10 protein-coding genes are annotated in these 12,820 nt (G+C 54.5%); 6 read left to right on the top strand and 4 right to left on the bottom strand.

Translation table 11 applies throughout. From position 1 onward, the window contains the following. Positions 1 to 76: 76 nt before the first annotated feature. The 3 genes from AACY09_RS21045 to AACY09_RS21055 all read left to right on the top strand — a co-directional run bounded on the left by AACY09_RS21045 (position 77) and on the right by AACY09_RS21055 (position 4,056). Entirely contained in the window at positions 77 to 910 is an 834-nt protein-coding gene (locus AACY09_RS21045; RefSeq protein ID WP_339490834.1) for a MurR/RpiR family transcriptional regulator, read from the top strand. A gap of 238 nt (positions 911 to 1,148) precedes the next feature. Beyond that, positions 1,149 to 2,390 (top strand): OprD family porin, encoded by a 1,242-nt coding sequence (locus AACY09_RS21050; RefSeq protein ID WP_339490835.1) that lies wholly within the window; start codon positions 1,149 to 1,151, stop codon positions 2,388 to 2,390. Between the two features lie 67 nt (positions 2,391 to 2,457). Then, entirely contained in the window at positions 2,458 to 4,056 is a 1,599-nt protein-coding gene (locus tag AACY09_RS21055; protein ID WP_339490837.1) for an argininosuccinate lyase, read from the top strand. Positions 4,057 to 4,160: 104 nt separating this feature from the next. On the opposite strand, the gene AACY09_RS21060 is transcribed toward AACY09_RS21055, so the two are convergent. Further along, positions 4,161 to 5,372, bottom strand: coding sequence for a cation:dicarboxylate symporter family transporter (locus AACY09_RS21060; RefSeq protein ID WP_339490839.1), 1,212 nt, complete (start codon positions 5,370 to 5,372; stop codon positions 4,161 to 4,163). A 125-nt stretch (positions 5,373 to 5,497) separates the two neighbouring features. Between AACY09_RS21060 and AACY09_RS21065 the strand changes: the two genes are divergently transcribed. Further along, positions 5,498 to 6,487 carry a LysR substrate-binding domain-containing protein gene (locus AACY09_RS21065; protein WP_339490841.1) on the top strand — a complete coding sequence of 330 codons (990 nt, stop codon included), beginning with the start codon at positions 5,498 to 5,500 and terminating at the stop codon, positions 6,485 to 6,487. 8 nt (positions 6,488 to 6,495) lie between these two features. Here AACY09_RS21065 and AACY09_RS21070 read toward each other — a convergent pair whose 3' ends face one another. The 3 genes from AACY09_RS21070 to AACY09_RS21080 all read right to left on the bottom strand — a co-directional run bounded on the left by AACY09_RS21070 (position 6,496) and on the right by AACY09_RS21080 (position 9,895). Further along, positions 6,496 to 7,623, bottom strand: coding sequence for a glycerate kinase (locus AACY09_RS21070; protein WP_339490843.1), 1,128 nt, complete (start codon positions 7,621 to 7,623; stop codon positions 6,496 to 6,498). 103 nt (positions 7,624 to 7,726) lie between these two features. After that, positions 7,727 to 8,812, bottom strand: a complete 1,086-nt coding sequence (locus tag AACY09_RS21075; RefSeq protein ID WP_339490844.1) for a sugar diacid recognition domain-containing protein — start codon at positions 8,810 to 8,812, stop codon at positions 7,727 to 7,729. A gap of 156 nt (positions 8,813 to 8,968) precedes the next feature. After that, the gene (locus AACY09_RS21080; protein WP_339490845.1) at positions 8,969 to 9,895 is read right to left on the bottom strand and encodes a LysR family transcriptional regulator; all 927 of its coding nucleotides are present in this window, start codon (positions 9,893 to 9,895) and stop codon (positions 8,969 to 8,971) included. 121 nt (positions 9,896 to 10,016) lie between these two features. Here AACY09_RS21080 and AACY09_RS21085 point away from each other — a divergent pair, with 121 nt between their 5' ends. Both AACY09_RS21085 and AACY09_RS21090 read left to right on the top strand, forming a co-directional pair. Next, positions 10,017 to 11,075, top strand: a complete 1,059-nt coding sequence (locus tag AACY09_RS21085; RefSeq protein ID WP_339490846.1) for a tartrate dehydrogenase — start codon at positions 10,017 to 10,019, stop codon at positions 11,073 to 11,075. Between the two features lie 238 nt (positions 11,076 to 11,313). Beyond that, a complete protein-coding gene (locus AACY09_RS21090; RefSeq protein ID WP_339490847.1) occupies positions 11,314 to 12,585 on the top strand; it encodes an SLC13 family permease in 1,272 nt (423 codons plus the stop codon). Positions 12,586 to 12,820 lie beyond the last annotated feature (235 nt).

Below are 12,820 nucleotides of genomic sequence, written 5' to 3' on the forward strand. Positions count from 1 at the left end.
AGAATATATTTATTCCAAAGATCAATAGTCTGACATATTGATTCCAGAACTTTTTATCATAACCAGGGACACCAGCATGCTCGACAGTAAGATGGAAGGCCTTGAAGGCAAGCTAACCCCAGCCGAGCGAACGCTGTGGGCCTATATCCAAGCCAACCAGGAAAAGCTTGCCTTTGAAACTGGCGCTACGCTTGCGAGCAAAAGCGGCGTCAGCCCGAATACGGTCAGCCGTTTTTTGCGCCGACTGGGTTACAAAGGCCTGAAAAGTCTCAAGGAAGAGCTCCGCGACGAAGTGCGGGTGCAGTCGTTGCTCAACACCACGCTGATCGAGCGGGTTCAGCAGCCGGAAGATTTGGTCTCTCACCTGCATCAAGAAGTGGCTGCACTCAACGAATTTGCCGACCAGTTAGCCAGTCAATATTGGCGCGATACCGTGGCCAAAGTCAGTCAAGCCGAGCGGGTGTTTGTCTGCGGATTTCAGACCATCCGCGGTTTGGCGGAGGATTTCGCCAACCGCCTCGCGCTGGTGCGTTCCGGTGTCGAATTTCTGGATTTGTACAGTGGCGTGCTTGGCCACTGGATCGACAGCCATGACCAGCGCTGCTGTGTGATTCTAATCGACATCGCGCCCTATGCTGATGCTGGAATTTCCTTCGCCAACAACTGCCTGAGGCAGGGTACAGACTTGGTGGTTTTTACCGACGAATACGGCATCGCCCGGCACATCGACACGCCCAGCATCATCACCATGAAGACTAAAACCGGGTTGATTCTGGAGTCGACTGGGGGCTTGACCAGTGCCTTGAATGTGCTGTTGCACTGTGTCGCAGCGCAGCACAAAGGCCAACTCAAGGAGCGTTTGGATGCTTATCGGGAGCGGGTAGCCAGCCTCAAGCTATACCGAAGCTAGTCCGAGGCAGTACCCGAAACCTCGGCTCGCAAGCGGATCACCCGCGTGAAATTTTTTACCATTACTCAGCCCATTCAAGGGCGGACCTTTGTTTGAGCGCAGTTTTATATGAATACTTAATAAGTATTGAATAGATACTTTACATATATTTTTAATCTCGATTGATTGTCTCTAGCATCTTGTTTGCTGCCACTTGCCTGACAGCTCAAATAAAAACAATCAAAAACGAGGCAACACCATGTCGAGATGCCAATCGCGTTTTCAAGCCGCGCTTGCCGCCAGTACGGCCCTTGCTGTTCCGCTTACTGCCAATGCGGCTTTCTTCGAAGACAGCAAGGCTACAGTCGAGCTGCGAAACTTCTACCTCAATAGTGATTACCATCAGGAAGGTGCAAGCCAATCTCTGCGGGATGAGTGGGCTCAAGGTTTCATCTTGGATTACAAGTCGGGATTCACCGAGGGGCCGGTAGGCTTTGGCGTGGATGCCATTGGTTTGCTCGGGGTCAAGCTGGACTCTGGACCCGACCGGCAAAACACTGGTTTGCTGCCAGTAGGTGATGATAAAGCACCGGATGAATACAGCCAGTTAGGTGCGGCGGCCAAGGCACGTATCTCCAAGAGTGTGCTGCACGTCGGCACCCTGATCCCGAAAATCCCCACTGTACTGCCCAATGATTCGCGGTTGCTACCGCAGACATTTCAAGGCGCGCAGTTGCAGTCTAAAGAGGTCGACAACCTGACGGTGGACCTCGGCCGTCTGACCCAGAACAGCTTGCGTAACTCCAGTGCCAACGATGACATTGCCGTTGCAGGTAAAGGCATCAAGGGTGGCCAGGACAGTGATGAATTCAACTTTGCCGGTGCCAATTACAAGTGGGATAAAAACCTGACCACGGGCTACAACTACGCGCACCTTGATAAAAACTACCGGCAGCACATTGCCAATATCAAATACAAATATCCTCTGGGTGACACGCAGTCATTTGAGACTGACATTCGCTATGCCTACTCCAGCAATGACGGCAAAACCAATGTCGACAACAAGGCCTTCGGTGCCAAGTTGATTTACAACCTTGGCGGCCACTCTTTTGGCGTCAACTACCAGGAAATGAATGGCGAAACCGGCTTTCCGCACATCGAAGGCACCAATTCATATCTGGTTAACTACGTGATGATCTCTGCCGACTTCGCCAGCCCGGAAGAGCGTTCCTGGCAGGCGCGTTACGACTACAACTTTGCGGCAGTTGGCATTCCCGGCCTGACTTTTATGACCCGTTATACCAGTGGTGACAACTTCGTTCGTTCACCCGGTCGCGAGGGCAAGGAGTGGGAGCGCAATACCGACATCGGTTATGTGGTGCAGAGCGGCCCGCTCAAGGATTTCGGCATCAAATGGCGCAACGGCACCTACCGCAGCAATGGCGGCAACGATATTGATCAGAACCGTTTGATCTTCAGTTACACCCTCGCACTGCTTTGAGCCGCGCCGCTATTGGCTGCCAGTCAGCTGGCCCTGATTTAACCGCTTTGTTCGGAAGGAATGCACCATGAAATTCAGAAAGAACCTGATCCACCTCGCTGTTGCCTATTCGCTTTTTATCTCGTTCGGCGCTCAGGCTGCCAATACTGCGGATCTGCCTTGTACAACCACCGCTGAATGCGCGGCGCAGGCCGAGAAGATCGGTGCAACGGTGGATAAGCACAGTGCCAAAGGTGGCGCCTACGAGGAGCAGTTCAGCTGGATGAACCGCATTAACAAAGCCTCGATTGTGATGCTTACTGAAGAAGGCATTGTCACGCCCAAGCTTGGTCATTTGATTGCCGGTGGGGTTCAGCATGTGATTGATCAGGCCAAGCAGCCTGGCGGCAAACGTCCGAGTGATGTATTGCAGGTCGAAAAAATCATGGTCGATAAAATCGGCCCTGAGGCTTCGTTGATTCACTCTGGCCGTAGCCGACAGGATATGTACGCCACCTATCGCCTGGCCGTACTGCGTGCTCAGGTTTTGGACTACAGCGATGCCTTGAACAAGGTGCGCGCGCGCATTCTGAAAATCGCCGAGAAGAATGTCGACACCCTGGTCCCGGCGTATACCAACGGTGTGCAAGCGATGCCAATCAGCTATGCGCATTACTTGTTGGCATTTGAAGCCTCGTTTGAGCGTGATGCTCAGCGCATCCATGAACTTTATGCACGTTTGAACCTGAGCCCGATGGGCACTGCCGTATTGGCCAATTCGGGTTGGCCGCTGAACCGTGAGCGTCTGGCCGATCTGCTGGGCTTTGATGGCTTGCGCGAAAACTCGCTCGATGCGGGCCAGGTGTCGACCTATGACATTCCGTTGGAAGCCGCAGGGATTGCTTCATCTTCGGCGATTAGGGTGGGCGCCATGATTGGTGATATCCACACCCAGTATCACCAAACGCGCCCTTGGCTGCTGCTTGAGGAAGGTTCAACCTACACCAGCAGCGCCATGCCACAGAAGCGTAACCCAGGGCTGCTGATGCGCACCCGCGAGTCGGCATCTGATGTGGTCGGCCTGGCCAACGCCACCACTGTTCGTGCGCATAACGTGACCACCGGCATGACGGACTACAAAGCAGCATTTGACTCGCTTGGGCTGTTTACTTCTGCCGTGCAGATGTACAAGCGTTTTGACAGCGTGCTGGCTGCTCTGGTGATCAATCCGGAGCGGGCGATGGAAGAGTTGGATGCCGACTGGACCACGTCAATGGAGTTGGCCGACACCCTTGAACGCGAGTACAAAGTGCCGTTTCGTATTGGCCACAGCTTTGCCTCATTGATTGTCGAGGAAGCGCGCCAGGAGGGTTATTACCCGAAAGACTTCCCTTACGCCGATGCACAAAAGCTCTTTACCAAAGCGGCCCAAAAGTACAAATGGGATTTGCAGAAATTGCCCTTGGATGAAGCGGCTTTCCGCGCGACCTTGTCGCCACGGGCCATGGTTGAGTCCCGCAAGGGCACTGGCGGACCTCAGCCAGCCGAAGTGAAACGCATGCTGGCTGAATCGCAGAAGACCCTCAAGGCGGATCGCGACTGGATGACCGATCACCGCCAGCACTTGCTGGATGCTGACGCGGCTCTGGACAAGGCCTTTGCTAAGTTGGTGAAAGCGTCCAACTAAGCGGCTGACCATGCAAAACGACCGGCCACGTGCCGGTCGTTTTGCTTTATAGGTCTGGTTGAGGCTGGCTATGGAATGGCGTGCGCCAATACCGCTGACAGCAGCTAACCCAACGCCTTTGCCAGTTTCTGTTGATCCAACTCCTTGTGCCAACTGGCCATCGTCAAGCAGGCGACGCAGTTGCCCAGCACGTTGGTCAGCGAGCGGCACTTCATCATGCGTTCTACTCCGATGAGAATCCCGATGCTTTCCAAGGGGACGATCTGCAGCATGCTGAGGGTGGCGGTCAGGGTGATAAATGCCGAGCCGGCGACGCTGGTGGAGCTTAGCGAGGTCAACAAGCTGACAAGCAGCACGGTAAGCAGGAGCTGTCCGTTCAGGTCGACATGAGCTGATTGGGCGAGAAAGATCACGGCGACCATCAGGTAGATATTGGAGCCATTGAGGTTGAAGCTGTAGCCGGTGGTCAGGGTTAAGCGCACGAGCTTGCTGTTGCATCCTGCAGCTTCGAGTTTGTCGATCAATCGGGGCAGCGCCGCCACAGAAGAACCCGTCGATGCGACCAAAAAGAGCTCTTCTTTGATATAGCCAATCAGTCGCCATAGGCTAATACCGCTTAACCTGAGTGCCAGCGTCATCACGATCAGGATATACAGCAGGCTCGCGGCGTAGGCGGTTGCGACGAACTTCGCCAGCGGGATAGAGGCGCCGGCGCCGTATACGCTGATGGTGAATGCGATGGCGCCGAACGCAGCCAGAGGGGCAAAACGAATGATGAACTGCATGACCCGAAACACCAGGCCAACAGAGGCATTCAGTGCCTGCCTGAGTCGAGTTGCCTTGTCGCCTGCGAGGCCGAGCACCAACCCCGCAACCAAGGCCGCGAGCAATACCTTGAAGATTATGCTGTGTTCGAATGCAGCACCCAGCAAGGCAGGAATCTGTGTAACTGAAATGCTTTTAACCAGCACCGTCGCATGCTGCATGCTTGGGTCCGCAGTGGGCATATCAACCCCAGGCTGCAACAACAGGGCGACGTACAAGCCACACACAAGCGAAAGCAGTGACATTAACTGCCAGTAACCGAGTGTTGTCAGGCTTAGCCTCAGGCTGGTGCTGTAACCGCGCAACCCGGCAACGCTCGAGGCAATAAGGACGAACATAACCAGCGGCGTAATGAGGCGTACCGCAGCAATAAACAGGTCGCTGAACAGCTTCATTTCGATCGCCAGACTCGGCTTCCAGACACCCAAAAGGCTACCAAGCGTTACAGCCAGCACCAGTTGAGCAAGACCTGATCGAGCAACTCTGAACATCAGTAATTCTTAATTATTATTAGTTTGAAACCCCAACGCCACTCGGGGCTTCGTATCCTATCCCATCACTGATGGATTCGGTATCGTGTGGCGCAGCAACTCACTCGACACATGGTGAACTGGTCATGGAATTGCGTCATCTTCGTTACTTCGTCATGGTCGCAGAAGAGCAACACTTCACCCGCGCTGCCGCGCGGCTGAACATGCAGCAGCCGCCGTTGAGTCAGCAAGTTCGTGCGTTGGAACAGGAGCTTGGTTTTGATCTCTTTGTCCGCCACCCCAAGGGTGTCGTTCTAACGGCTGGTGGGAAGGTCTTCCTGGGTGAGGCCAAAGAAATTCTACGCAAGGTTGAACTTGGCTCACTCAAGGCGGCGCGAACGGCACAGGGTATTGAAGGTACGCTGAGTGTCGGCTTCACCAGTTCGGCGGCTTCACATCCGCTGATTCCGCAGATAATCCGCAGCTATCGTGAGCGTTATCCGGGTGTGGATATCATCCTGCACGAAGGTAACGCCAGCGAGCTGACGGACAATGTGATGGCCGAGCACACCGACATAGGCATTCTTCGCGCGCCGATCGCGCACCCCAAACTGGCGCAGTATCACCCTTTGCTCAATGAAGAATTGTTGCTGGCGCTTCCGGATGGCCATGGGTTACTCAAAGGCAAGTCACCTTCGAGTGAGTTTAGTGTTTCCCTGGCCGAGTTGGTGAACGAGCGCTTTATTCTGGTTCGCCGTCCGGGGGCACCCGGTATGTACGCCAATCTTGTGCAGGCTTGTCGTAACGCCGGATTTGAACCGATCATCGCCTTTGAGGTGGAGCGGATGCTGACCAACGTCAGTCTGGTCGCGGCGGGCGCTGGCATCTCGGTGGTGCCGGCTTCAATGCGGGGTTTCCATGAGGGCAGCGTGGTCTACTGCCGCATCCGCGATGCCAAGCCCCGACTTGTCGCACCAATCACGCTGCTGTGCCGCAGCTTCAATCAGTCCCCGCCGATCATCAACTTTATCGAGCTGGCGCAGCAGCTCAGCACTCACTACCGCAAACGGCCGAGCCAGGGCGTGCGCGAGCTTGGCGATCAAGGCGTCGCCGCTTGCGCACAGCCGGGTGACTAGAAGTTGCCTTACAACTTGAGTACCCGAGCAATATCCCGTGCCCGCTCGCGCAACAGTTGTGGCGCCTGACTGCAAGCGTCCGCCAGCGACATGGGACCAGATGTGATCGAAAAAGCCGCATCAATGCCTTGGGCGTAGATATCGGCATATCCTGCACCAAGGGTGCCCGCCAAGACTATTACCGGCACCTGCTGTTGTCGGGCGATGCGCGCTACACCCAGCGGCGTTTTGCCATGCAGGGTCTGGGCATCAAAGCGGCCTTCGCCGGTGATGACCAGGTCGGCTCCGGCAACATGCTGCGCAAGCTGGGTCAGCTCCGCCACTACTTCAATGCCCGGCCTGAATTTGGCTTTGAGCAATGCACGTGCGGCAAAACCAATTCCACCTGCTGCGCCACTGCCAGGAAAATCGCGATGATCCTCGCCCAGTTGCTTCTCGATGCAATCTGCAAAATGCCCCAGCGCATGATCAAGGCTGCGAATCTGCTCATCACTCGCGCCTTTCTGGCCGCCGAAAATGTAGGACGCGCCATTCGGACCGCAGAGCGGGTTATCGACATCGGCCGCCAACTCGAAGCTTACTTCCGGCAAGCGCGAGTCCAAGCCTTGTAAGTCGAGTTTCTGCAGCGTTGCCAAGGCGGCTCCACCGGGCGGCAGCGCGGCACCTTGCGCATCCAGCAAGCGCGCGCCTAATGCTTCCAACATGCCCGCGCCGGCATCATTGGTCGCGCTGCCGCCCACGGTAAGGATGATGTGTTTCGCGCCCAGATCCAGCGCCTGGCTGATCAGTTCACCAGTGCCTCTGGTTGTGGTGACGCAGGCATCTCGCTGCTCGACAGCCAGCAATTGCAAGCCACTGGCTTCGGCCATTTCGATAATCGCCGTGTGCATTTCCGGCAGCCAGCCCCAGCGCGCCGCAACGGTATCGCCCAAGGGTCCGGTTACCTGACTAATCCGCTGCTCACCCGCAACAGCCGCGAGAATGGCGTCAACCGTACCTTCGCCACCGTCGGCCATGGGGCATTTGATCAGCTCGGCGTCAGGGTAGATTTCTTGCAGACCAAGCGCGATGGCATTGGCGACTTCGGCAGCGCTCAGGCTGTCTTTGAATGAATCGGGTGCGATTATTATTTTCATGGGTAACTCCAACTTAGGCGTGTCGCCATGCTGACACGCCTTTGCGGGCGTCGCTTTAGTAATACGAACAAAGCAATCATCGTTTCATTGTGCAAATGGACAGTTAATCGACGGGCAACAACTCTATGCCAAGGTAAAGTTCGACCAACTCGCTTAAGCGATTCACATCTTTACCGCTCAACTCAGCGATGCGTTCCAGCCGATACCGCAGGCTATTGCGGTGGATGCCCAAGGCGTCTGCACAGGCTTGCGGTTGCCCATTATGGGCGCACCAACTGCGCAGCGTTTGCAGCAACTGGCCATTGCTGTCCTTGGCTTGAATACCGCGCAGTGGCGTCATCAGCGCGGCCACTACATCGTCGTCACGCCGCGCCCACAGCACAGCCTGCATACGGTACTGACCAAGTGCCAGAATCGTTACATCCGGCTTTACCGTTTGGCCGTAATCGAGCAAGTTGATGGCGTGTTGGCAGCCCTCGCGCAGGCGTCGAAGGTCCTGCGCCGGGGCCCCTGCAACCATTCGGGTAATGGCCCAACCTTGAGCGTTTAGGCGATCAATAAAGGCCGTCAGCTCGATCTTTACATTCGAAGGGCAGCACCAGAGCAATGTGCCCGGCGACAACGGCGTACACCAGCTGTCCGAGTAGCGAGTCTGTAAATAGTCCGCCTTGGCTTCGCTTTCAGCCTCGATGATATAGGGGGTGCGCGAGAGGTTAGGTTTCAGCCCCAGTTGATGAGCCTCTTCAATCTGGCGTTTGCTGCCGCCATTTTCTGCAAGCAATGAGGCGATCAGATCATCACAGCGTTGACGACGCCACTGGCGCTCGGTCTGCATGTGGCTCTGATCTACCAGCATCTCAGCCGTCATCCGCACCAGCTGGGCAAAGGTGCGCAACTCAAGGGGGTTGCCCGAAAGGCCCAATACACCGATCAACTGGTCATCATGCATCAGCGGCAAGTTAATACCCTGCTGCACACCTTTGAGGCTCTGCGCGGCCTGCTCATCAATCTCAACAATGCGTCTGTTGCTCAGAACTAACTGCGCACCTTCATGGCGGGTATCAATTCGATCCTTTTCACCGCTGCCTAGAATCAGGCCTTGGCTGTCCATGACATTGACGTTGCACGGCAGTATGGCCATCGCACGATCAACAATGTCTTGGGCAAGTTCATGGTTAAGTTCAAACATAGGACTGACTTCCAGTGCGGCGTTCTGGTCTGAATATAGTCACAGATTAGCGCTCAGTGCGCTTGTTCAAAAGTACAATAATTTCGTTTTGATATTGTGAGTATGAACAATGCTTAGTGCTTTCAGCACCTTGCATATTTTTATTCAACCAAGGCGCTAGACGGCGTCAGCTCCAACAGCGGGTTCTAAGTGATCAATTTGCTTAAAGCGCTCGACCAGAAAATCAATGAAGTGGCGAATCTTCGCCGATAACTGATGTTGCTCTGAATAAATGGCGTATACATCGGCTGGAGCAGGCTGCAGATCGTCCAATACCAGGCGGAGCCGACCACTGCGCACGTAGCGTGCTATGTCCCATTCGGCCCGAAGCAATATGCCCCGCCCTTCAAGTGCCCAGTTCAACACCACCTCTCCATCGTTACAGCTAAGATTGCTGCGTACTTTCACGCCACGTGTACGGGAGCCTTCCACAAAATCCCAGACACCATGCGTACCGTCGTTTTGTCGTAGAAAAATACAGTTATGACTGGCCAAATCCTGAAGCCGTTCGGGCGTGCCGAATCGCTCCAGATAGAGCGGCGAAGCGCACAGCATTCTGCGATTGCTGGCGATTCTTCTCGCATGGAATCCTGCATCTGGCAGGGTACCGAACCGGATAACAATATCCAGGCCATTAGCGGCTAAATCCATTGGCCGGTCTGACAAGATCAACTGCGCTTCGACATCTGGGTGGAGGTCAATAAACGCCGCCAATGCGGGGCCGATATAGCGCCGGCCAAATCCCATGGATGCATTGACTCGCAGCAGGCCTTTGGGCTGGCGACGGCTGCTGGTTATCAATTCTTCGACCGCATCAATATCGCCAATAATGCGGCTTGCATGACGGAAATAGATTTCCCCTTCGGGCGTCAGGCTCAGTGAGCGCGTCGTGCGATTGACTAACCGCACGCCCAAACGCTGCTCAAGCGCAGCCAAGCGCTTACTCACGGCAGACGGCGTGATTCCCAGTTCGCGAGCGGCCGCTGCGAGGGTTCCTTGCAAGGCAAGAACGTGAAAAAACGTTAGATCCTGAGGACGACTCATTATTAACCTGAATTCACTAAAGTAGTTATTTTAACTCAATCTCTTCGTTTATTTCACCACATATACTCGGGCCATCACTACCGAGCGGGCTACCCGCTACAAAACAAAAACGGAGCGCTTTATGACGACTTACAAAATTGCTGCTATTCCAGGTGATGGTATCGGAACCGAGGTTATTGCTGCGGGTTTAGAGGTGTTGCAAGGACTTTCCGATCGTCTGGGTGGTTTTAAATTCGATGTCACTCATTATCCTTGGGATTCTGAGTACTACTTGAAGCATGGCCACTATATTCCTGACGGTGGCTTGGCCGAGATCAAGCAGTCTGACGCTATCTTCTTCGGCGCCGTAGGCAGCCTGAAAGTACCGGATCATATTTCGCTTTGGGGCTTGCGCCTGCCGATTTGCCAAGGCTTTGACCAATACGCAAACGTACGTCCCGCCCGTGTTCTGCCAGGCGTAAAAAGCCCACTGACTAATGGTGAGGCCATTGATTGGGTGATCGTCCGTGAAAACTCCGAGGGTGAATACTCAGGGAGTGGTGGTCGCGTTCACCAAGGCCTGCCGATTGAAGTCGCAACTGAAGTGTCGACCTTCACCCGGGTGGGTGTAGAGCGTATCCATCGCTTTGCTTTTGAACTGGCACGCAGTCGCCCGGCCAAACACCTGACGTTAGTTACCAAGTCCAACGCTCAGCGCCACGGTATGGTGCTTTGGGACGAAATCTTTGCCGAGGTCGCCAAAGATTTCCCAGATGTACGCACCACACGCGAGTTGGTTGATGCCGTCACCACCACCATGGTGCTCAAGCCCGAGCGTCTGGATGTGGTGGTTGCCACCAATCTTCACGCCGACATTCTTTCGGATTTGGCCGCAGCGCTCTCCGGTAGCCTGGGTATTGCACCTACCGCTAACCTCAATCCCGACCGAACCTTTCCGTCAATGTTCGAACCCATTCATGGCTCGGCATTTGATATCACGGGTAAAGGTGTGGCTAACCCAATTGCCACTTTCTGGACCGCAGCCATGATGCTTGAGCATCTGGGTGAGAAAGCTGCCAGCGAGCACCTCATGCGTGCGATTGAAGATGTTACTGCAAGCGGGCTGCACACGCCGGATCTGGGCGGCACCGCAACCACCCGCCAAGTGACTGATGCTGTTCTTGAAGTCATTAACCGCTAACGCCTGCATGACGCTGAAAGTACCGGCATACCGGTCGGTACTTTTCTTCGCGTTGTGAAACCCGATTGCAGTCCATCGCTGCACTGACTTTGCAAAGCCGTGAGTCCGGCGAAGAGATACGCATCGAAATACTTTAGCCGGCGCTCTATTGCTGCGCCTGTTCGCCGCCCTGAGTGGCGAACAGACATTCCTAAACAAAAATAATATATGGAGCCTCCCTACTCAGGGAGTGAATTGCATGAGCCACATAGAAATTACGTTGCTTTTTTTGCTATTCGCCACCGTTATGTTCGTCTGGGAGCGCATCCCTCTTGCGCTCACCTCGATCATTGTTTGCTTGGGTCTTGTGTTGACGGGTGTACTTGATGCTAAAAGCGCATTCAACGGCTTCATCAACACAAACGTCATCCTGTTTGTTGCCATGTTTATCGTTGGCGGCGCTTTGTTTCAGACGGGCATGGCCAACAATATTGGCGGTTTGGTCACCCGGTTTGCCAAGACCGAGCGTCAGCTGATTGTAGCGGTCATGGTGATTGTCGGGCTGCTCTCCGGGGTATTGTCTAATACGGGTACCGCAGCGGTATTGATTCCGGTTGTTATCGGTATCGCCGCCAAATCCGGCTTCTCGCGCTCGCGCTTGTTGATGCCTCTGGTCTTTGCTGCCGCCATGGGCGGCAACCTTTCACTTATCGGTGCCCCGGGCAATCTAATTGCACAAAGTGCGCTGCAAAAGGTTGGGTTGGAGTTCTCGTTTTTTGAGTACGCCAAAATTGGCCTTCCGTTGCTGGTGTGTGGAATCATCTATTTTGCATTTTTCGGCTACCGTCTCTTGCCTGAGGCAGACGGCAGTGGCAACAAAACGGCGGAGCAAAAAACACCCGATTTCTCGACGGTTCCAAAGTGGAAACAAGCCACTTCGCTGGTGGTGATGATAGCCACCATTCTGGGGATGGTTTTTGAAGGGGCAATCGGTATCCCTCTTCATATCACCGCTTGTATTGGTGCGGCGATTTTAGTCCTAGTCGGCGTATTAACGGAGAAGCAGGCCTACCAATCTATCGACACCCAAACCATATTCATATTTGGCGGGACGCTGGCGTTAGCCGGTGCGCTGGAAAAAACCGGGGCTGGGGCCGAAACAGCAAGCTACATCATCGGTATGTTGGGTGAGAACGCATCGCCTGTTGTGTTGTTGGTCACTGTATTTTTCATTTCCTGTGCACTTACCAACTTCATGTCAAACACCGCTACGACGGCACTCTTGGTGCCAATTGGCATGTCTATTGCGGCCAACCTCGGGGCAGACCCCAGGGCCGTGCTCATGTGTATTGTGATTGGTGGCTCATGTGCCTACGCCACACCCATTGGCATGCCTGCGAACCTAATGGTGCTCTCAGCTGGCGGGTATAAGTTCTTTGACTACGTAAAATGTGGGTTGCCATTAATCTTGGTGGCAGGTGCTGTGTCGATCCCACTTCTGCTGATCTTCTTTCCCTTCTTTCCGAGCTGATCAGTGATCTGAAATTTTCCTCGGTTTGCATTCGTTGCCCTCTTGCGTGTTCAAGAACACAAAAGAGGGCGTGCTTATTCAATGGTCACTATAAGCATCGGGCAATGCGCACCCAACGGTTGGCAGGTTTGATTCTTTTCAGCGTGTTGGTTTTTTGGGCAGGTGGGAGGGGCAAAGCGGCCGCATTTAACCCGTAAATCAGAAAGCCTCAGCCTAGGGTGCTCACGAACACCAA

Source organism: Pseudomonas sp. EL_65y_Pfl2_R95, from assembly GCF_963971045.1.
GTDB lineage: Bacteria > Pseudomonadota > Gammaproteobacteria > Pseudomonadales > Pseudomonadaceae > Aquipseudomonas.